The organism is Armatimonadota bacterium, from assembly GCA_013314775.1.
In the GTDB taxonomy this organism is placed as follows: Bacteria; Armatimonadota; Zipacnadia; order Zipacnadales; family JABUFB01; genus JABUFB01.
In genome coordinates, this window is sequence record JABUFB010000012.1 from 155,727 (window position 1) to 177,007 (window position 21,281).

Genomic DNA, 21,281 nt, shown 5'->3' on the forward strand with positions numbered 1-21,281 from the left:
CCGCTCCGCGCGGGACGAAACTCGCGGAAGCGAGTGATGCTCCCGTCTCACTTTCGTGGCCTGTCAAATATGGGAAGGGGCTCGATCGGCGGCTCCTCGAAGTCCAGTTCCTTCAGCTCGAAATCCGCTCGCACGACCCCGTTCAGCGGTACTACCACCCGCTGCTCAGCCCATTCATACGGCCATGCCCAGGCGGATACCACCCGCACGCCGGCCGGCACTTCAATGGAGTATTCGCCGTTTTCGTCGGTCACGGTGGAGAACACGCGCCAATCAATGATAGGTGGCTTGATGCCGATGCACCCGCCCGGATCGGTCGCGTCTGCTCCGCCAGCCACCGGCAAGTCCGGCCTGATATCCGGCGGCAGTTCAATGGGCTCCGGGGGTGGGAGGAACCACGGTTGATCCATGCGGACTTCGATACTCGCTCCGGCGATGGGTGCCCGAGTGCCATCGAGCTTCACACCCATGACTTTGCCGACGATCTTGCCCGTTTCGGGGTCCTTCTCGGGCCAGAGCTGGAAGTCCGCAACAGCAGTCTGTCCGGGACTCACATAGACGAAGGCCTCGCCGGTCAAGTATCCCGGGACGGCCACAGTCACGAAGTACGGGCCCTCCTGGACAGCGCGCATCACGAAGCTGCCGGTATCATCCGTGATCGCGGAGTACGAGACCCCCGGAGGCGGCGGATAGATGAATGGGACTGCCGGGGCAGTGTTGGCGCCACCGGCGTTGGGCGACGAATCGGCGGACGTTCCGTCCGGAGCGATGGTAGGCTTACCCTCATCGTCCATGATCCAGAGCAGGTCGGATCGGGCGACCACCTCGACACCCACCGCGGGGACCCAGACACCGTTCTCATTCTTGATGACCAGTCCCGCGATCTGCCCTGCGGGAAGCGGACGGATCGGCGGGAGTATGATCACCTCGCCCGGTTCGATCTCGAACTCCGACCGGCCCGCTTCAGTGCCGTCGGGGCCGATAATGTCCAGGACATGCTCGCCCGGCGGGATGTTGGGAATGCGGAAAGTACCGTCGGGATTCACGCCCACAGGCAGCTCCGTACCGTTGAGAAGCAGTCTGCAGTTCTCGGGCGAGCCGCTGTTGAGATCAACGCTCCCCGTCAGGACTCCCGTCTGATTGTTCGCAGGCGGAGTGGCCTCATCGCCTCCGCCTCCGCAGCCGGCCATGATCGCCAATACAAGGACTGCCAGACTTAGCGCAACAATGCGCACCATCGCCCCACCGACCTCCTTGTAAGTTGTGAACAACCCCACGGCGACCTGAAGGTCCCCGGTGCCCCTATGACGTTGCGACGATGGCCCGTGTTCCATAAGCCAGGCAGATTGTACAAAACTGATTATAACACCTCGGGGCCCATTCACAATCGATGGGTGCGGGGTTGTTTGGGCTTGCCCCCAACCGGGCGTTTGTGTACTGTTCTGCCAGTGTTTGCTACATTCGAATGGACGGCGATGTGTCGTTCGTCACGGATGGAGGAGCAGCAGATGCCCGACTGGGTTCTTGTCGCTCTCGGGTTTATCGCAGTGCCGCTGGTGGCCGTTATCGGCTTCATCGGGGTGGTCGGCTTCGGCATCTGGGTGATCCACAAGAACAGGATGGCACGCCTCGAATTGGAGGAGAAGGAGCGTCAGGCCGAACTGGACCGCGAGCTTCTCGGCCTTGGGAGCAAGGAGATCGCGGCCAATATTCAGGTGATCCTGGACCGGCTGAACGCCCTCGAGAATCGGATGGACAGGCTTGATGCAATGAAAGAAGTGGAAGCTGCCAAAGCTCGGGGGCGCATCCCGCTGGGGACCAGCGAGGAAGCTGTACGGCCCGAGCGCCGGCAGGACGAGACAAATATCGCCTGACCGGCCCGCATCCGGCAGGCCGGCTGCAGGTTGAAGGAGGCGCACATGGAGTTTCTGTCGGGCATTCTCACGTACCTGGGCATTGCCTTGTTCGTGATCACCCTGTTCGTTGGCGCATTCATCACGCTCCTCGGCCTTCCTGGTACGGTGCTGATCCTGGTGGATGCCGTGATCTACTCGGCGGCCACGCGCTGGGAGAAGCTGGAATGGGGACTGCTGCTGGTGCTGGGGGTCATCACCCTGGTGGCGGAGATCAGCGACAATGTGGTCAGCGCTGCCGGGGTGAAGAAGTACGGAGGCTCCACCGCGGGGATGATCTGGGCCATGATCGGCGGTCTCATCGGCGCCGTGGTCATCGGCAGCATTGTCGGGGCTTTCGTTCCCGTGATTGGCCCCATCATCGGCGGCCTTTTGGGCGGTTTCGCGGGCGGGTACTGGTACGAGCGAGGCCAGGGCAAATCCGACCAAGAAGCAAGGCGTGCGGGCATGGGTGCCGTCGTGGGACGCCTCGCCGGTACGGTGCTCAAATCTGTCCTTGCCGCCGTCATGGTCATCCTGTGTCTAAGCTACGCCTTCTGAATGCATTGACGCAGTTGCAGGAGTCTTCCGGGGACTGCCGAATCTAGTCGCTGAGCCGGCGTTGCAGTTGGAGCCTCAAGGAGTAGAGCGCCGCATGGATCTGAGCACATCGACCCTCCCCGAGGGTGAATGGCAACTGGCCTGGCATGATGAGTTCGACGGGGAGACGCTGGATGAAACCAAGTGGCTGTACCGGTTGCACCGATTCGGCCGGCGCGTTCCCCAGTGGACGCCCGAAGCCGTGCGGCTCAACGGCCAAGGGCAGTTGGAGCTGACCGCTTTCGAGCGAGACGGTGAGTTCTTCTGCGGAGCCATCCAGACGGGCTCGAATTTCATGGACCGCCCGGGCGAGCCGATGTGCTTCAACAAGGACATGATCTGGCCAATCGGCAAGCTGGCCACGCCCACTTTCGAGCATACCTACGGCTACTGGGAGATCCGCTGTAAGCTACCGCGGGTGCCCGGCTGGTGGGGAGCTTTCTGGATTCAGTCCGCGGTGATCGGCAGCAGCCTGGACTACGCCCGAACCGGGGTGGAGATTGACGTCCTGGAGAACTTCGAGCGCAACGGCAAGGTCAGTCACAACATCCACTGGGGAGGCTACGGGGCCGATCACCAGTCACGGGGCAGCGGTGACATCCAGGTGGAGAATTGGCAGGACGAGTACCACAACTACGGAGTCCTCTGGACGCCGGACGCACTCACCTTCTACATCGACGGCAGGCAGACCTGGGCGGTCTCGGATGCCGTGCCGCAGTGCCCCCAGTTCCTGCTGGTGACCACGGAGATCCGGGGCGCAGCCGGTGGCATGAATCCGAACCGGGAAATCCAGGCGGAGCAGCTGCCGGATGTCTTCCTGGTCGATCACGTACGCGTTTTCGATCCGGCCTGACGCGTGTAAGGAGCGCTGCGAGGCCGGACTGCGGTGGAAGCGATTCATAGAAGGGGCGCCCGCATAGAACTCGGATTATCGGGCGGCACCTGACAGGAACGCTTGCGGCCACGCAGGCGACAGCAGCGTGTGGGAGAGGTCGGTATGGCCCAGGAGTGCAGCGTGAGCAGCACGCAGCTTGTCGGAACCGGTGTCCCCGGGCTGGACACGGTCCTTTGCGGAGGCCTGTTGCCCGGAGCGTGCGTCGTCGTGGAGGGGGCGCCGGGCGCGGGCAAGACCACCCTCGGACTGCAGTTCCTCTACCAGGGGATTGTGCAGTACGGCGAGCCGGGGCTGCTCGTGAGCTTCGAGGAGTTCCCCGAGGAGTTGCACCGCGATGCGCAGTCGTACGGCTGGGACCTGCGAACCCTGGAACGCGAGCGCAAGCTGGGTGTGATCTGCACATCCCCCGAAGTCTTTCTGGAAGACACCATGGCTCCCGAAGGACTGTTCGCGCGTTACGTCGAGGAGATGGCTCCAAAGCGGGTGATGGTGGACAGCATCACACAGATGGGCAACCTCTCGCGCGACCCCTTCGAATTGCGCAAGCTGGTTTACGGCATTCGCAATGGCTTCAAGCGCCACGGTCTGACCTCGATGCTCATCACCGAGTCCGACAATCTGCGCCGGAATGGAGCCCCCTTCGAACGTTACATCTGCGACGTGGTGATCTGCCTGGAGTATCGGCTGGTGGAGAGTTCGGGAGCCAGGGTGCGGGAGCTCGAAGTCGTCAAGAGCCGGGCACGCCCGCATATCGCCGGGCGGCATCTTTTCGATATCAATGACCACGGGATGGTCGTAGCGCCGGATCTCACGGCAATCATGCCGATCCAGGAATCGGTTACGCCCGTGGAGCCGCGCTTCATCACCACCGGCTCCGCGGGTCTGGACAGGATGCTGTCCGGTGGTCTCGTGGAGGGATCCACGACAATTGTCGCCGGGAGCACTGGCGTGGGCAAGACGATCCTCGGATTGCAGTTCCTCATGGCGGGGGCGGCCGCCGGCGAGCGCGGGCTCTTCATCTCCTTCGAGCAGACAGCGTCCGAGCTTGCCCGACTCTCGCGCGGCCTGAAGATGCCGGAAAGCCAACTCCGGCCGGACGGCCTCATCACCGTTTCCTGCCACCGACCGGGCCGTGGCGCGATGGGGCTGCTGGTGTCCGGGATCGTTCAGATGATCCAGGAACTGCAGCCAAAGCGCATCGTGGTGGATGCCCTGTCCACACTCGCGAAGGCGCCTATGGAGCCGACCAGGGCCAAGGCAGACCTGACCGGTTTTGTCTCCGCGCTCTGCGCCAGTCCGGCCACCTCGATCATCTGCGACGAGACCCCGGGCATCGTGGGCGAGTTCGAGGTGACCGGGGGTGTCATGGTCTCCTCGCTGGTGGACAACGTGATCATCCTGCGGTACGTGGAACTGGGGAGCGAGATGCGCAGAGCCGTGTCGATTCTGAAGGCGCGGTATGTCGGCCATGACAAGGAGATCAAGGAGTACGTCATCGGGCCCTCGGGCATCGAACTCATGAGCAAGTTCGACGTGGCGACGGGGCTTCTCAAAGGGTCGCCTGTGCGCCGCGACGTGGAGGACTTCTTCTAGAGCCAAACCGGTTGCGGCGGAGGGGGTGTGATGAGTGGGCGTGTTGGAAGTCAACGAGATCGTGGCGCTGGTTGCTGTAGCGCTGGCGTGCGCTGCCACCCTGTCGGCTCGCGCGCATCCGGCCAACAGCGCCAGGACGCGCCTGTGGTGGACCCGCTTTCTCGCCATGCTCGTGCTCTTCCTCTGCGCACAGATCGCCACCAACCTCGAACAGCTTTGGCAGGATGACATGCTTCAGCATCAGGTGCTCAATGCGCTTGAGCACATGCTCTTGTGCGGCGCAGGAGCGGGAGCGATGTTGATCGGCGTGCGGGGCATCCGCGAGGCGTTCTTGAGGCTTGGCGGTGGGGAGGATGGGAGCGCGTGAACCTGGGTATCGCGATTATCGATATGCTGGCCATGAGCATGTTCTTCTCCGCCGCCGTGCTGGCACTGGTGGCAAACCGGGAAGCCCACGGACGCACCCGGCTCTGGGCCAGTGCCGCACTGGCATTCGGAACATTGGCGCTGGACAGGGCCGCCAACGCGGTGGAATGGTCGGGGATCGGCCAACTGCGCTTTCTGGACGCGCTTCAGGGCTACTTGAGCACCTTCGCGTGCCTCGTGATCTTGATGCTGCCCGTGAGGTTCTTGATTGTTGCAGGCCGGCCGAAGGGCGACTAGAGTGACCAACGGAGAACGTCAGCGCGGCTTATACTCCTCACAACGTCTGGCATTGGGGCGCTCGGGGCGCCTGCAGGCTCCCCTGTAGTCATATCGGCAGCTGTCGCAAAGGAATTTCCCGGGTGCGCGCACAGCTTTCCACCACATCCCGAGCCTACTGATCAGCCCTGCAAATCCTCTAGGCCGATTCCCCATCATTCACTCCTTCAGCGACGGTATCCGCTTCATGCGGTTCTCCCGGCAACTTCGGGAGGGGCTCCCCGGGTGCTTGCCCGTCTTCAGCCAGCAACTCCCGTGCCTTGACGGCCAGGTCTCGCAGGGCTCCGCGCGGGTCAACTCTCCGCGTCGAGTCGAGCACCAGGACGCTGGTCAGGAACTGCCGCGGATCGGCGATCCCCGCGACGATTTCCCGGTGCGGCTGAGCACCGAAGGGCCAACCGGCGAGTGCCGGCCAGATCAGTCCGGCCACCGCCGGAACCACGAAAGCAGCCTGCAGCAGGCATGCGGGGGCGTTGCGCAGGGCGAAGTCGAGGGCGATGTGGATGTCTGCGGGTCCGGGTCGCAGAGCCTGGACGGCCAGCGACATGAGGGCCGCGTAGAAAAGATGACTGGCCATCATGAGCGCCCAGAGCCCAGCCGCGCGCGGTGAAGGGCGCTCCAGCCCAAGGGCTATCGCGAGATAGACGGCCGCAACCGCCACCGGGCATACCCAGTAGGGGATTGCCCACGGCGCTGGCGATGCGCCGTATAACCATGCGGCGCACAGGATCAAACAGATCCCTGACAAAAGCACGGCGGGTGCGTCGGAGTGGGCATTCCCGGACATCCGTTCACTCTCCGGTCGGGGTGACGGCATCCTGGCGGCGTGCTACAGCGCGCAGCAACTGATCCAGGTGGGTGCCTGCCGCAGCGGCCCCTGGGATCCCTGGATGACCAAGCACGACGAGAACATGCTGGCCGCCGAGTTGCGTGAGGGCAAGCACCACCGAACCGGTCTCTCCCGCGAGCACCACGCGGTCGCAGTCCGCCAACCGCGAGGCAAAGCAGAGGTCTTCGCACAGCCCGAACACCGCGGCAGCCTCGCCCGGTGGCAAGACACTTCCTGGCTGGCGGCGTGTAAGGGCCACGACCTGTCGCCCAGGGCAGTAACTGGCGGTCGCCGTCAACCCGGTTGCTTCCGGCAGATCCGCAAACAGCGGCGCGATGCGGCTCTGCAGATCCTCATCCGGGTACGCAGGAACCGCCTGGGGGCGCGAGATCGGCGGCCAGGCAGGCAGCGCCTCCTCCTGCAATGCTGCAGTGACCTTGCCCACGGCAAGGTCAGCGATGCCCAGGTTGGCTTCGCCGGGCAGCGTGAGCGCCACCACCAGGCCCCTGTTTTCGCTGCGCACCGCGCTAACACCCACGTACTTGCGCCCAACCCTGAGGAAACCGCGTGCGAAGGCGCCATAGCCGCACGTCTCCAGTATCCCGGAAGCCGCGCACAGGAGGTCTTCCAGCACCGCGGGAGCGTTCTCGCCGGGCTCACCTGGCTCTAGCGCCCATGCGATTGCCCGGCCGGACGGGGTCTCTCCCGGCGCAGGGCGGGCCGCACCTACCGAGAGGAGCGCCCGGGTAGCTGCATCGGCCCACCCAGACAGGGTTGCGGCATCTGCAATTGGCGCTCGACTTGCTGAGACCTCGTAAGTGAACAGCCCGTGCTCAGAGGGCACGAACGTTGGGCTTTCCGGTTCGGGTTCGGGTTCGGGTTCGGGTTCGGGTTCGGGTTCGGGTTCCGGTTCCGGTTCCGGTTCCGGTTCGGGTTCGGGCTCGGGCTCCTCGGGGGTATCATCGAGGGCCAGGTGCGGCTGGATGACCTGAACGTTGGGCGGCTCGTCGTCTTGCACCACCGCCGGCCGTTCGGGTCGTTTCGGCTCCACCGGGGCATCGTCGTCGAGCGCCTGCAGGATGGCCTCGCGCGAGGAGAGGGCCGGCGCGGCGGCCTGCTCCGGCTCCGGAGCAGACATTGCGATGACCTCGGGCTCAGGCTTGGCCGTCTCGTGCTCAGCGCTGGGCTCCACAGCCTGGGGGCCACGCGGCACGGGCCGGAGTTCAAACCGTGGGCGTGCCGGTTCCCTTTCGGGTCCCGGCTCTGCTTGCGTCGTGGCAGGAGGCTGTTCGGCCTCTCCCCGCGGCTCCTCCTCACCCTCGCGGCGCATGAGTTGCTCGATCAGTTCGCGTCGGCGCTCGCGGGTGGGTTCCTGCTCCCGGATAGTTTCGGGGCTCTCGGACGGCCTGATGGCAGGCTGCAAAGTGGCCCGAGCTGCCCCGAAGGCGCCCTTGATGAGCCACAGAAGCAGAACGGTGACCGCGATTTGCACAAGGACACCGGGGAAATACTCGGCGTAGTAAAGCAAGAAGGCCTGCTGCAGCGTCTCGGCTTGCTCGGGGCTATGTGCGGTGGCGGCAAGAAGCGCCTCGCCAAAGCGGGTGACGATGCCGATAGCGATCCCGGCCACGACATGTAGGCCACGCAGGGAACCACCGAACTGCCCAAGCATCAGCGCCGCGTAAGCCAGAACCTCCGCCACCAGGATCACAGGCAAGATTCGGCCGTGGGGAATGAGTGTGCGCGCGATGCCCGCTTCCCACATCTGGGCGCTGCCCAGGCCGCCGACGATCAGGGTGCTGACCACGAAAAGCGTGGCAGCAAGCAGCGAAATGCGGTGGCGTGCCCGGGGCCGAGATTGTTTCAAACTCCCTCACTCTCCTGCTTCTGCCTCTGCGCGGTCGCGGCGCAACGCCGCAACCGGGCTATCGCTCGGGTACCCGGGCGTCCTTGGCCTTCTTGATGTCCTCGTCGGCCAGGTCGGATTTCTTCAGGATGGTTGCGGTGATGATCTTGTCGCCCTGCGCGATCTTATCCACCACGTCCATGCCCTGGATGCACTCGCCGAAGACGGTGTGAACACCGTCCAGATGGGGCTGTGGTGAGTGACAGATGAAGAACTGGCTGCCTCCGGTGTTCGGCGCGGAGGTCTTGGCCATGGAGAGTGTCCCGCGTCGGTGTTTGAGTCCTTTGTCGGCCTCGTCCGGAATGGTCCAGCCCGGGCCGCCGGTGCCGTCTCCCTTGGGGCATCCGCCCTGAATCATGAAGTTCGCAATGACGCGGTGGAACTTGAGGCCATTGTAAAAGCCGGTGTCCACCAGGTCCAGGAAGTTCCCTACGTGGATGGGGGTCTTGTCATCGTACAACTCCAGGACAATGTCGCCCTTGCTCGTCACCAGTTTGACAACTGAGCCCTTCGCTTTGTCAACCAAGGCCTTCTCCTCTTCCGACAATTTGACTTCCGTAGTCTTCGCTTCCCCGGGCTTCTTCTCTTTATCCGAGGCGGGCTCCTTCTGCTCCGGCTTCTCCTGTCCGGGAAGCTTGTCCGCGCTCGAGGGGGGATTGGTCTCGTTGAGGTACGCCAGCCGGCCCTCGTAGATGATGTCGGGCTTCGGCTTTGGCGCCATCGCGGCCTGATTGATGGCATACATGGCGATCAGCACCGCCGCTAAAGCCGCCATGCTGATCCAGATGCGAGCCTGCTTCATACAGATCACCCGGTATGAATTGGTGAGTATTCCACCCCGTGACAACCCCCGAATTACCAACACGAAGCCGGCGCGGAGGGTTCCGGGCCAGACGGTCTCGCCGGATGAAGAGAGTGAAGTATAGCGACGCGCCGTTGCGTGCGCAATGGTAGCGGCTCGGACCTGTGCCTGCGCGGGCGAGACGGGGGGTGCGGTTGACTTGATTCTCCCCGCTGGGCTATAATCGGCCCGTCGATCGGACAATCCAGTCGCGCGCAACGCTGGTGGTGCACCCCTCTTGCTGGCATATCTCGGGAGGCAGGTTGTCCGCTTTTTTTCGTTTTTCGGGCAGACCACTCTCCTGCATATGGATGTGCTGGGGGGTATCCTGCGGGGCCGCCTTGAATATGCTCCGACGGTACACCAGATGGCCCACATCGGCGTGGAGAGCCTGCCCATCGCAGCGGTGACCATGCTGATGTCCGGCGCCGTTCTCGCATATCACGGCGCGATCGAAGCCGGCCAGTGGGGCGTGGACGAATATGCCGGGTGGTTGGTTGCTGAGATGATGTGCCGCGAGTTGTCGCCTGTGCTCGTGGCATTTGTGGTCGCCGCACGCGCTGGGTCTGCCATGACGGCGGAACTCGGCACGATGAAGGTCACTGAACAGATTGACGCTCTGCGGGCGCTGGCCACCAGTCCCGTGGATTTCCTTGTGGCCCCGCGGTACATTGCGTGCATCGTGATGGTGCCGATCCTTGTGTTCATGGGCGATGTGATCGGGGTGATGGGCGGGTATCTGATGGCCGTCACCACCCCATATCTCAACGCTGCCGACTATTTCGCGTACATCCCGGGCGGCCTGGCGACCACCACCATTGTCGGGGGAGTCGCCAAAGGCCTCTTCTTCGGGATGATTATCGCCGTGGTGAGTTGCCACCAGGGGCTGACCTGCGGGATGGCGTCGGAGGCCGTGGGCAAGGCCACGACGCGCGCTGTCGTCTACTGCATCATGCTGGTATACGCCGCCGACCTGCTCCTGGCACCCATCCTGTTCCAGGTGTGATGGTTTGCCCTCTGGGAACCGGGGTGCGCGCGAGCTGCCCATCCGCGCACCAGGGATGAATGATGTCCGAAACGCGTGAGCCGATCATCCAGGTCCGGAATCTCTGCTACCAGGTGAACGGCTACCAGGTCCTGCGCAGCGTGACTTTCGACGTCTACCCGGGCGAGATCTTTGGCGTCATGGGCATGAGCGGTTCCGGCAAGAGCACTCTGCTCAAGATCCTGATGGGCTTGCTGCCGGTCTGCGGTGGAGACATCACGATCAAGGGCACATCCATTCTCCAGCTGACCGAGCAAGAGCTCATGGCAGTGCGGCGGGATATGGGTATGTGCTTCCAGTATTCCGCGCTCTTTGACTCGATGACTGTCGGCGAGAACGTGGCTTTCGGTCTCAAGCGCCGGAAGAAGCTGCCGCCGGCGGAAATCAAGCGACTGGTGGATGAGCATCTGGACGAGGTCGGTCTCCACGGGCTTGCTGATAAGATGCCGGCCGAGCTGTCGGGCGGCATGCGCAAGCGCGTGGGTATCGCCCGGGAGCTGATCCTGCAGCCCGAGATCTTGCTCTATGATGAGCCCAGCGCGGGGCTTGATCCGATCATGTCGGCAGTCATCGACCGGCTGATCGTTGACTTGAGAGCGAAGTTCGGGATTACGTCGCTGGTTGTGACCCACGAAGTGGATGAGCTGTTCGCCATCTCCGACCGCGTTATGATGATCCACGAGGGCGAGGTCGTGGCCTGTGATACGCCGCAGGGTCTGAGCGAGTCGGATAACGCCATTGTCCAGCAGTTCGTGCACGGCAGCGCTGAGGGGCCAATCAAGGTGTAAGCCCGGTCGGTTTCCGGGTGATCTCGGGAGCCTGGTGCACGGGCATCAGCGGAGTTGACCTGACTGTGGTTGCCGAGGCCAAAGTCGGCATCATGTTCCTGATAGTCATCCTGCTCGCGGTGGGAACCGGCGTGTATCTCACGGGGCGTCTAGGGTACCTGTCAGGCCAGCAGCTCAGCATTCACTTCGCGAATGTTGAGGGGCTTTCCAAGGGCGCGAAAGTCCTCTTGATGGGCATGGAAGTCGGCCGCGTGCTGGATATCCGGATGGCTACTCCCCAGGAGTTGCGAGAGTTCCCGGAGAAGCCCATCGTGGTCCATGTGTCCATCGACAGGGATGTCAATCTCAAGACCAGCGACCGGTTCGTTATCACCCAGTCCGGCCTGCTGGGAGACACCAGCATTGCGGTCAGGCGCCTGACTCAGGAACAATTGGAGGCGGAAGCCGCCCTCTCCGGCGAACCGCTGGAGAAGCCGCGCCCAATCCCTCCGGGACACCACGTCGCCGGCGTGAAAGCCGTGGGTATCACCGAGCTGGGCGATGATGCCCACGTCTTGCTGGCGCAGGTAAAATCGGCGATCGCCGATTTCCAGGAAGTCTACACGAGCCCGGAGATCCGCGAGCAGTTGCCGCTTATCCTGGCAAATGTCGAGCGCGCCACTGCCAACGCCATGGATTTCTCCAGAGCGCTGGCGCGGATCTCGATGCAAAATGAAGGGCGAATTGGCGAGATAGCCACCCAGATCGCGTCCGCGGCGCGGGAACTTGACCTGAGCGCCCAGCGAGTGCGTCAAATGATCCTCCACAGCGCGCCCAATATCGAGCGCAGCACCGGACGGATCGCCCAGATGATCGAGGGCAGCGCGGGAAGCGTTGAAGCGACCGCGAGGTACATGGAGCGCACGGGAGGGCTGGTTGTCGCCAGCGCTGAGGACATCCGCAAGGTCACCGGACGCGCGGCGCAACTGGTGGACACCAGCGCCGACGACCTGGAGCAGACCATCGGCTCCGTGCGGAAGGCATCGGACCTGGTGCTGTCAACCGCCGAGAATGTGGATGCAACCACGCGCGAGGCCAGGCAGTCGCTGGGCCGGATGACCACTCGCCTGGATGAGATGGTGCAGAACACCGCGGCCAACATTGAAAAGACCGCGGCGACCGTCGAGGAGACCTCTCGGCTCTCGGCCGAAGAATTCCGGCGCTTCCTGGCCAAGTCCTCCAGCAACCTCGAGGCCGCCGCAGCGCAGGTCGAGAAGGCCACGCGAGAAATGGCGGCCCTCGTGGAGACCAGCGGCGCTGATATCGGCAGGTCCACGAAGCGCATCGCGGCCTTGGTGGAGAAGAGCGCGGGAGATGTGGAGACCGCCAGCGCCAACCTCGCCGGGATGTCCTCGCGCGTGCATGAAGATGTTGTGGCGATGACTGCCCGGGCCCGCGCGATGATGGAAACCAGCGCGGCGGATGTCGAGAAAACAAGCTCGGACATCGCCGCCACGGCGAGTAAGCTGCGGGCGGACATGGAAGCGGTCACCGGCCGGGCGCGAACCATGGTTGAGACGTCGGCGACCAATATCGAGAAGACCACCGGGCGTATCGCTGAGCTTGCCGAAAAAAGCAGTGCGGATATTGAGTTCACCACCCGGCGCATCCACGATCTCGTGGCGATGTCACCGATACCCGGCGATCTGGCCGCCGCCAGCGGTCACATCCGCCGGTCGGCTGCGAACGTGGAGACGGTCACGAACGAACTGGTGTCCGCTCTCGGCGACCCGGAAGTGGATGGCAGCATCCGCAAAGCGCTGTCCAATCTGTCCCGGGCCAGCGATCACATTCTGGGCGTGACCCAGGAAGCCGAAGCGCTCCTGCGAGACGGCCGAAGGAATGTGAACGATGAGCAGATGTGGGCCAACGTGCGGCAGGCCATCCAGCGGCTGAACCAGTCGGCAGAGGACCTTGAGGCGATTACCGAGCACGGGCGCAAGATACTCACTGACCCGGCCGTCACCGAGGATATCACCGCGACCGTATCGAACGCTCGAAAGTTGACGGAGCGCGGCGCTGCGGTGGCTGAGAAAGCCGAGGAGACCCTCACGCGGATTGACGATACGGTGGCCGGGGTCAAGGACATTTCGCGCAGGTTGAGCCCGAGCTACAGCGAAGCATACACAGGCCTGGAAGCCATCGAGGACTTTGGCCTGCGCGCCGATCTCGTGGGCGACTTCTATTTCGGCGACAAGAGCGATCTGTTCTGGCGTCTGGGAATCCGTGACCTGGGTGATTCGGAGACCTTCATCCTGCAGCGCGGCATGCACACCGGCTCCGGCGGAACTTTCCGCGCCGGCCTGTTTGCCAATGAGCTTGGTGTGGGTTATGACTACCAGCTCAGCGACCGGTTCCGGCTGGAACTGGATGCCTGGGACCCGGATGACCCGCGCCTGGACGCCCGGGGACTGTGGCGCCTGAGCGACTGCTGGGACCTGACGCTGGGCGCCAGCGAAGTCTTCGCCGGAACCGAACCGTTCATCGGTCTCAGGCGCAGCGCAAACCTGGGTGGGACGCCGCCTGCGGCGAGGCAGCGGTGCCTTCCGAGAAAGCCCGGCCTTCAGCGGGCACAGCCGACGGAACGTGACGGCGCCGCGAAACGCTGAGTGAACCTGGAATACTGCAGGACCGCTACAGACATAACGCAGAACCCCCACCCCGTGCGCGGGTTGATTGGAGCAGCCCGGAACAGGCCGGGCCATTCGGACTGGATAGTCAGGAGGACATACAATGCAGGTTATTCTGATGGACGACGTGGAACGCGTGGGCCACGAGGGTGACGTGATCGAAGTGGCCGACGGGTACGCGCGCAACTTCCTGCTCCCCAAGAAGCTTGCGGTCGAGGCAACAAAGGGCGCGCTCAAGGATCTTGAGAGGCGCCGCAAGGCTATCGAGGGCCGGGAGGCCCAGAAGGCGGCCAAGGCCCAGGCCATCGCCGACGAACTCGCAACCAAACGTGTGGTCGTCAAGGCTCGGGCGGGTGAAGGACAGCGCATCCACGGTCAGGTCACCCCCGCGATGATCGCCGAAGCCGCGGCCGAGCAGATTGGCGCAGAGATTGACCGCCGCGACATCGACATCGCCGAACCGATCCGCGAGCTGGGCGACTATCTCATCAGCGTGCGCGTGTACAAGACCGTGGCGGCCCAGCTTCCGGTCAGCGTTGTGCGCGAGAAGTCGGATGAGCACGAGGAAGAAGCCGTTGTTGCTGCTGAAGTCGCCGAAGAAGAGACCCCGGCAGAAGACGAAGCCACCGATGAAGCCACCGACGAATCCCAGGATGCCGAAGTAGAAGAGGCGCCGGAAGAGTAACAGGCGACGCGTTCCGCGCGCGAACAAGTGAGTTGAGCCGTCAAAGGACTGGGGTCCGGACAGTCTGTCCGGGCCTCAGTCGGGCGCGTCTTTCTCGCGGAAATTGACTGGTCCTTGAGGTCGATTCCCTTGGCCGTTGATGCATCATCTCGGAATGCGGACGTGCCCCCCGACCGCCTGCCGCCGCAGGACCTGGAGGCGGAACAGGCGTGCCTGGGTGCGATGCTCATCGAGGCCGGCGCCACCGCGCGAGCGATGAGCATCGTCAAGGAAGAAGACTTCTACCGAGATGCCCACCGCATTATCTTTCGCGCGATGCTCGAGGTGCATAACCGCACCGAGCCCGTTGACATCGTGACCGTGGCCGCTGAACTGCGCCGCCAGGGCAAACTGGAGCAGGTCGGCGGCGGCGAGTATCTCACCGCGCTCATCAATCAGGTTCCCACCTCCGCTCACGTCGGCCGCTACGCTACCATCGTGGCGGAGAAGTCGGTCCTGCGCCAGCTCATCGCGGCCGGCAGCAAGATACAGGGGCTGGGCTACGCCAACCCCCAGGATATCGGCGAGGTGCTGGACCAGGCTGAACAGAGTATCTTCGAGATTGCCCAGCGGCGCACCGGCGGCGATTTCGTGCACATCGGCCCGGCGGTGCTGGACACCTTCGAGAAGCTGGACCAGAAATTCAACAACCCCGGATTCATCAGCGGCGTGCCCACCGGCCTCGTGGACTTCGACGAACAGACATCCGGCTTGCAGCCCGGCGATCTCATCATCGTGGCCGGCCGTCCTTCCATGGGCAAGACGTCGCTGGCTATCGCCAATTTCGCCCTCCACGCCGCCGTTCAGGGCAATGTGGGTGTGGGCATTTTCAGCCTTGAGATGTCCAAGAGCCAGCTTGCTGAGATGCTCCTGTGCGCCCAGGCGCGGGTCAACTCGTGGGCACTGCGGCGGGGGATCGCCACCCAGGAGGACTGGAACGCCATCGGCAATGCCCTGGGGTTTCTGCCCAATGCGCCCATATACATCGACGATACCCCGGGCATTCCGGTGCTCGAATTGCGCTCCAAAGCACGGCGGCTCAAAGCCACCTACGATGTCGGCCTCATCGTTGTGGACTACTTGCAGCTCGCGAGTATGAGTCAGTACGCCGAGAGCCGCTACCAGGAAGTCTCAGCTATCGCTCGGTCACTCAAGAGCCTGGCCAGGGAACTCAATGTACCTGTGGTGGCGCTGTCCCAGTTGAGCCGTCTCGTTGAGCGCCGCGAGGACAAGCGTCCAATCCTGTCTGACCTCGCGGAAAGCGGCGCGATCGAGGCCGAAGCCGACCTTGTGTGCTTCCTGTACCGGCCTGACTACTACAAGCGAAAGGCCGAAATGGAGAACTCGGAAGATCAGGCGACCGTTGCCGAAGCCCGCAGGCGCCTGGATGAGCCGGGCGAAGCGGAGATTATCATCGCCAAACACCGCAATGGCCCCATCGGCACGGTCAACGTGCTGTTCAACCCCAAGTTCCGCGTCTTCGACAACCTGATCACGTCTCGGGATGGTGCCAGCCCAGTATGAAGGTCCTCCTCATCGGCTCCGGTGGCCGCGAACACGCCATCGCCTGGAAACTCAGCCGCAGCGACAGCGTCCGCGAAATCGTCTGCGCTCCGGGAAACGCGGGCATCGGCAGTGTGGCCCGGTGCGTTCCGGCGGACGTCGAGGATGTGCCGGGGCTGGTGGAGCTCACGCGGCAGGAGAAGCCCGACCTCGTCGTCATCGGGCCTGAGCGCCCGCTGATCCTGGGTGTGGTGGACGAGCTGCGGGATCTTGGCGTTCCGGTGTACGGACCCACGAAGGCAGCCGCGAGGCTCGAAGGCAGTAAAGCCTTCACCGACGAGATCCTGGCGCGGCACGGCATCTCGAAGAAGCAGTTCAGAGTGTTCGACGAGCCGGGCCCGGCGAAAGACTATATCGCTGACCGTGGCGCACCCATCGTGGTCAAAGCCGACGGCGACGCCTTCGGCAAGGGCGTCAAAGTGGCCGGCACCGTGGAAGAGGCCTGGGAATTTGTGGACCGCTGCATGGTCGACGCTGAGTTCGGGCCTGCCGGCAAACGCCTTGTCATCGAAGAGTGCCTGACGGGGCAGGAGTGCTCGATCCTTGCGTTCACCGACGGCGAGACCGTGGCGCCCATGGTGCCCTCACAGGATCACAAGCGCATCGGCGAGGGTGACACCGGGGACAATACTGGCGGTATGGGCTGCTACTCCCCGGTCCCGGTGGCCGACGACGCTCTGGTCGCGCAGTGCGTGGAGCAATTTCTGAGGCCCACGGTGCGGGCAATGGCGGAAGAGGGCACGCCGTACTCCGGGACCCTCTACGGCGGTATCATCTTGCCCGACACGGGGCCGGAGATCCTCGAGTACAACGTGCGTTTCGGTGACCCGGAAACCCAGGTGATACTCCCGCGCCTCAAGAGCGATCTTGGAGAAGTGCTACTTGCCACGGCCGAGGGAAGGCTTTCGCGGGTCGAAGTGGAATGGTCTGACGAGACCTGCGTCTGCGTGGTCATCGCCTCGGGCGGCTACCCGGGGAAGTACGAGAAGGGCAAAGTAATCCAGGGCATCGAGCGGGCCGAAGAGGACGACCGGGTCATGGTCTTCCACGCGGGCACGGCTCTCTCGGACGGCAAGATCGTCAGCGCCGGCGGCCGGGTACTAGGAGTGACCGCCTTGGGCGACGGCTACAGGGATGCGCTGGACCGCTGCTACGCGGCGGTCGAGAAGATCCACTTCGACGGTATGTACTATCGCAGAGACATCGGCTGGCGGGCACTGGCGTAGGCTCGAGCGAGCCGAACCAGCAGCCGGAACATCACCTTACCCACCATACCTACTCTCGCGAGGGACAAACCATGGGCAACGGGAAGGCTGTCGTCGGGATCGTTCTCGGAAGCGCATCGGATATGGCGCAGGTAGAATCCTGCGTCGAGGTGCTCAGGGAACTGGACATCGCCTACGAAATTACCGTGGCTTCGGCGCACCGGACGCCGGAGGAGGCCACCACCTTCGCACGCACCGCCAGGGAGCGCGGGCTGAAGGTCATCATCGCCGCTGCGGGATGGGCCGCACACCTGCCGGGAGTTCTCGCGGCGCATACCACTTTGCCCATCATCGGCCTGCCCATCGGAAGCTCGCCTCTTGGCGGCAAGGACGCTCTCTACGCTATGGTGCAGATGCCCCCCGGCGTCCCGGTGGCCACTGTGGGCATCGACACCGGGCGCAATGCGGGCATTCTCGCGGCACAGATCCTGGGTGTCGCGGATGACGCCGTTGCGGAGCGTCTGGCGAGAATGAAAGAAGATATGGCAGAGAAAGTCCGGCAGGCCGCGCGCAAGCTTGCCGCCGAGCAGTGATCTACCGGGGTCCCGCGACCCGTCCACCGAACCTCATTATCTGGCGGAGCTGATTATCCATGCAGACGGCACGACCCTGTGGCCAGGGCGCCTGCGGTACATCGGGTTGTAGGCTGTTGCCCGAGCGCACCTGGCGAGACGCCTGTGGCGTGTTCGGTATCTGGGGGCCGGGGGAAGACGTGGCGCGGCGCACATACTTTGGCCTGTACGCCTTGCAGCATCGGGGGCAGGAGAGCGCCGGAATCGCCGTGGGCGATGGGGAGACCGTGCGCCTGCATGCGGACCTGGGCCTGGTGTCACAAGTCTTCGATGAGGAGATCATCGCCGGTCTGCGGGGACAGGTGGCGGTCGGCCATGTGCGTTACTCAACCACGGGCAGCAATGTTCCCGAGAACGTGCAGCCCATGGTCGGCGAGCACAGGTCTGGCAGGTTCGCCGTGGCCCATAACGGGAACCTCATCAACACAGTGGCTCTGCGCGACGAACTCAAGCGGCAGGGCCACGTTTTCAAGAGCACCAGCGACACCGCCGTCATTGCGAAACTGATCGAGACCAGCCCCGCCGACAGTGTTGAAGAGGCCGTTGCCGAGATCATGCCGCGCCTCAAAGGCGCTTATTCTCTGGCCTTGTGCACCGCCGACAGTCTCATCGCCGTGCGCGACCCCAACGGCGTCCGCCCTCTCTGCATTGGTCGTATGAACGGTTCGTGGGTCACCGCGTCGGAGACTTGCGCGCTGAGCGTTGTAGGCGCGAGTTTCGTGCGTGAAGTTCAGCCCGGCCAAATCGTGGTGCTCAACGGGTCTGGGCAGCGTGTCATCGAAGCCATGCAGCCCGACCGCAGCGCCTGCTGCATCTTCGAGTTCATCTACTTCGCCCGCCCTGACAGCCACATCTACGGGCGCAGCATTTACATGTCCCGCCTGCGCATGGGTGAACTGCTCGCCCAGCAGGCGCCGGTGGACGCGGACCTGGTCATCGGGATCCCCGAAAGCGCAATTCCCCACGCCATGGGTTACGCCAGCCAGTCCGGCATCCCCTACGGCGAGGGATTCATCAAGAACCGCTATATCCACCGGACCTTCATCATGCCCGACCAGCGCCTGCGGGAAGCCGGGGTGCGCATGAAGCTGTCTCCCTTGCCGGAGGCGGTGGCCGGTAAGCGCGTGGTTGTGGTAGACGACTCCATCGTCCGCGGCACCACCACAGGGCCGGAGATCGACCTTCTGCGCGAGGCAGGCGCGAAGGAAATTCACCTGCGCATCAGTTGTCCGCCCATCCGGTTCCCCTGTTTCTATGGCATCGACACATCCACTCGCAAGGAACTGATCGCGGCCCGGCTGGATGTCGACGAGATATGCCGGCACGTACGCGCCGACAGCCTCGCCTTCCTGGACATGGACAGTCTGGTGGAAGCTGTTGGCCTGCCGAAGATCAATTTCTGCACCGCCTGCTTCGATGAGACTTACCCTATCGAGATCCCGGCGGACCTGCAGATCACCAAGTACGACCTGGAAGCCGAGAAGACCCAGGTATGACACCAGGGCCCGGGCGGCCGGTGACTGCTCGCCGCCTGTGAGGCATACGGGAGTGCGCCGGATGGACCGCAAGGTGACCTATAAGGATGCCGGAGTGGATATCGAGGCCCAGGACAAGGCCGCGAGTCTGTTCGCCGACGCCGTGCGTGAAACCTACACCGACCAGGTGATCTGCGGGTTGTCGGATTTCGGCGGGATGATGGCTCTGGGCCGGGGCTACTCGGACCCGGTCCTGGTCGCAGGCACCGACAGCGTTGGCACAAAGCTGATGATAGCCTTCGCCATGGACAAGCACGACACCATCGGCCAGGACTGCGTCGCCATGTGCGTGGATGACATCGTCTGTCAGGGCGCGCGGCCTCTGCTGTTTCTGGACTATGTTGGCAGCGGCGTGCGGGACCCTGAGCAGACGGCGGCCCTCGTCACCGGGGTCGCACGGGCCTGCAAGACGGTGGGCTGCGCGCTTCTCGGCGGCGAGATGGCCGAGCTTCCCGGGCTGTATAAGACCGGCGAGTATGACCTCGTGGGGTTCGCCGTGGGTGTGGTGGAACGCTCGGAGATCATCGACGGTTCCCAGGTGGCGTGTGGTGACGTGGTCTTGGGCCTCGCTTCGGACGGCCTGCACAGTAACGGATACTCGCTGGCGCGCAAGGTGCTTCTGGAGATCGGCGGCTACACCGTCGACACGCATCTTCCGGAACTCGGCTGCACTCTGGGCGAAGCCCTACTCACTCCCACGCGGCTCTACGCCCCGGCGATCATGGCGGCGCTGGATGCCGGGATTGTGCCCCATGCGCTGGCCCATATTACCGGCGGCGGCCTTCCGGACAACGTCGCCCGGTGCATTCCCAGCGGCTTGTGCGCGGTGATCGAGAAGGAGAGTTTCCCGCGAGCACCCATATTCGACCTCATCCGCCGCATCGGCAATGTCGATGAGCCCGAGATGTACCGAACCTTCAATATGGGCATCGGGATGGTGGCCATCTGCGGTCCCGACAAGGCAGGTGCCATGCGCGCGGCGCTTGAGGCATGCGGAGAGACAGTCTACGAGATCGGCCGAATTGAGGGCGACTGCGAGAAGGTGCGGCTGGTCTGAGAGGGCCCAAACGGCCCGGAGACCAACTCCATGTTTTTCCCCCTGTCGAAGATCCTGGGAGGGCTCTGCTTGCCCTTCACTCAGGTCTTGCTGCTTCTGGCGGCCTTCGCGTTCCTCGTGAGGCGCCGTCCCCGCGCGGCGTGGGTCTGCTTCTGGACCGCTCTTCTCGGCATGTACGCCCTGAGCACTCGCCCGGTTGCCGACCTGATCACCCGCCCGCTTGAAGAGCAGTTTCCGCGGACTGCTCTGCCTGCCTGCGTCGACGCCATCGTGGTCTTGGGCGGAGCGACAGATCTCGCCACATCGCTCCCGGAGCGCCTCGAGTTCGGTTCCGCCGCGGACCGCTTCATCGAAGGAGTCATCCTCGCGAAGAAGTACCCGGACGCCGCACTGGTCTTCTCCGGCGGTACGTCGAGCCTGTTTGACTCCTCGCGCCTGGAAGCACCCTGGCTTGCAGAGTACGCGGAGAAGTTGGGGGTCCCGCGGGCGCAGATCCGGGCAGAGCGGCGGTCGCGCAATACCCGCGAGAACGCCGTGGAGACCGCCACCATCCTGCGCGCCGAAGGCCGGACTTCCGTGCTGCTCGTGACGTCGGCATTCCACATGCCCCGGTCCATGGGATGCTTCCACCAAGTCGGGGTGTATCCCGTCCCGTACCCGGTGGATTTTCGCACCCAGAGTGCCCCGTACGATCTGATGTCCCTGATGCCGAACATCAACAACCTGGCGGATGCGAGCCACTCCATTCGCGAATACTGGGGGCTCCTGATCTACAGCCTGAAGGGGTATCTCTAATACGCGCGCA

General features: G+C 63.8%; 20 protein-coding genes. 16 read left to right on the forward strand and 4 right to left on the reverse strand.

Annotated elements, in window-relative coordinates; genetic code table 11:
* Window positions 1-47: 47 nt before the first annotated feature.
* On the reverse strand, window positions 48-1,238 hold the full coding sequence (locus HPY44_16495) for a hypothetical protein (GenBank protein NSW57611.1): 1,191 nt from the start codon (window positions 1,236-1,238) through the stop codon (window positions 48-50).
* Window positions 1,239-1,508: 270 nt separating this feature from the next.
* On the opposite strand from HPY44_16495, the gene HPY44_16500 reads away from it, so the two are divergent.
* The 6 genes from HPY44_16500 (at window position 1,509) to HPY44_16525 (ending at window position 5,643) form a co-directional block, all read left to right on the forward strand.
* On the forward strand, window positions 1,509-1,874 hold the full coding sequence (locus HPY44_16500) for a hypothetical protein (protein ID NSW57612.1): 366 nt from the start codon (window positions 1,509-1,511) through the stop codon (window positions 1,872-1,874).
* A 45-nt stretch (window positions 1,875-1,919) separates the two neighbouring features.
* On the forward strand, window positions 1,920-2,453 hold the full coding sequence (locus HPY44_16505) for a DUF456 domain-containing protein (GenBank protein ID NSW57613.1): 534 nt from the start codon (window positions 1,920-1,922) through the stop codon (window positions 2,451-2,453).
* A gap of 94 nt (window positions 2,454-2,547) precedes the next feature.
* Entirely contained in the window at window positions 2,548-3,345 is a 798-nt protein-coding gene (locus tag HPY44_16510; protein ID NSW57614.1) for a glycoside hydrolase family 16 protein, read from the forward strand.
* A 144-nt stretch (window positions 3,346-3,489) separates the two neighbouring features.
* A complete protein-coding gene (locus tag HPY44_16515; protein ID NSW57615.1) occupies window positions 3,490-4,980 on the forward strand; it encodes a hypothetical protein in 1,491 nt (496 codons plus the stop codon).
* Window positions 4,981-5,014: 34 nt separating this feature from the next.
* Complete coding sequence (locus HPY44_16520; protein ID NSW57616.1) at window positions 5,015-5,347, forward strand: hypothetical protein; 333 nt, start codon at window positions 5,015-5,017, stop codon at window positions 5,345-5,347.
* The gene (locus tag HPY44_16525; protein ID NSW57617.1) at window positions 5,344-5,643 is read left to right on the forward strand and encodes a hypothetical protein; all 300 of its coding nucleotides are present in this window, start codon (window positions 5,344-5,346) and stop codon (window positions 5,641-5,643) included. Before HPY44_16520 ends, HPY44_16525 begins: the two co-directional genes overlap by 4 nt.
* 178 nt (window positions 5,644-5,821) lie before the next feature.
* On the opposite strand, the gene HPY44_16530 is transcribed toward HPY44_16525, so the two are convergent.
* Genes HPY44_16530 through HPY44_16540 form a run of 3 tightly spaced genes read right to left on the reverse strand, consistent with a single transcriptional unit; the run spans window position 5,822 to window position 9,138 of the window.
* On the reverse strand, window positions 5,822-6,469 hold the full coding sequence (locus tag HPY44_16530; GenBank protein NSW57618.1) for a hypothetical protein: 648 nt from the start codon (window positions 6,467-6,469) through the stop codon (window positions 5,822-5,824).
* A 4-nt stretch (window positions 6,470-6,473) separates the two neighbouring features.
* Window positions 6,474-8,378, reverse strand: a complete 1,905-nt coding sequence (locus HPY44_16535) for a hypothetical protein (GenBank protein ID NSW57619.1) — start codon at window positions 8,376-8,378, stop codon at window positions 6,474-6,476.
* Between the two features lie 58 nt (window positions 8,379-8,436).
* Complete coding sequence (locus tag HPY44_16540) at window positions 8,437-9,138, reverse strand: peptidylprolyl isomerase (GenBank protein NSW57620.1); 702 nt, start codon at window positions 9,136-9,138, stop codon at window positions 8,437-8,439.
* Window positions 9,139-9,496: 358 nt separating this feature from the next.
* Between HPY44_16540 and HPY44_16545 the strand changes: the two genes are divergently transcribed.
* The 10 genes from HPY44_16545 to HPY44_16590 all read left to right on the forward strand — a co-directional run bounded on the left by HPY44_16545 (window position 9,497) and on the right by HPY44_16590 (window position 21,271).
* Entirely contained in the window at window positions 9,497-10,264 is a 768-nt protein-coding gene (locus HPY44_16545) for an ABC transporter permease (GenBank protein NSW57621.1), read from the forward strand.
* A gap of 62 nt (window positions 10,265-10,326) precedes the next feature.
* A complete protein-coding gene (locus HPY44_16550) occupies window positions 10,327-11,091 on the forward strand; it encodes an ATP-binding cassette domain-containing protein (protein NSW57622.1) in 765 nt (254 codons plus the stop codon).
* Between the two features lie 17 nt (window positions 11,092-11,108).
* Entirely contained in the window at window positions 11,109-13,739 is a 2,631-nt protein-coding gene (locus tag HPY44_16555) for an MCE family protein (GenBank protein ID NSW57623.1), read from the forward strand.
* A 124-nt stretch (window positions 13,740-13,863) separates the two neighbouring features.
* On the forward strand, window positions 13,864-14,445 hold the full coding sequence (locus tag HPY44_16560; GenBank protein NSW57624.1) for a 50S ribosomal protein L9: 582 nt from the start codon (window positions 13,864-13,866) through the stop codon (window positions 14,443-14,445).
* 162 nt (window positions 14,446-14,607) lie between these two features.
* Window positions 14,608-16,008 carry a replicative DNA helicase gene (dnaB, locus tag HPY44_16565; protein ID NSW57625.1) on the forward strand — a complete coding sequence of 467 codons (1,401 nt, stop codon included), beginning with the start codon at window positions 14,608-14,610 and terminating at the stop codon, window positions 16,006-16,008.
* Window positions 16,005-17,273, forward strand: coding sequence for a phosphoribosylamine--glycine ligase (purD, locus tag HPY44_16570; GenBank protein ID NSW57626.1), 1,269 nt, complete (start codon window positions 16,005-16,007; stop codon window positions 17,271-17,273). Before dnaB ends, purD begins: the two co-directional genes overlap by 4 nt.
* A 71-nt stretch (window positions 17,274-17,344) precedes the next feature.
* On the forward strand, window positions 17,345-17,845 hold the full coding sequence (purE, locus tag HPY44_16575; protein ID NSW57627.1) for a 5-(carboxyamino)imidazole ribonucleotide mutase: 501 nt from the start codon (window positions 17,345-17,347) through the stop codon (window positions 17,843-17,845).
* A gap of 59 nt (window positions 17,846-17,904) precedes the next feature.
* Window positions 17,905-19,380, forward strand: coding sequence for an amidophosphoribosyltransferase (locus HPY44_16580; GenBank protein NSW57628.1), 1,476 nt, complete (start codon window positions 17,905-17,907; stop codon window positions 19,378-19,380).
* A gap of 61 nt (window positions 19,381-19,441) precedes the next feature.
* On the forward strand, window positions 19,442-20,476 hold the full coding sequence (locus HPY44_16585; GenBank protein NSW57629.1) for a phosphoribosylformylglycinamidine cyclo-ligase: 1,035 nt from the start codon (window positions 19,442-19,444) through the stop codon (window positions 20,474-20,476).
* 30 nt (window positions 20,477-20,506) lie between these two features.
* Window positions 20,507-21,271, forward strand: coding sequence for a YdcF family protein (locus HPY44_16590; protein ID NSW57630.1), 765 nt, complete (start codon window positions 20,507-20,509; stop codon window positions 21,269-21,271).
* Window positions 21,272-21,281: the final 10 nt, after the last annotated feature.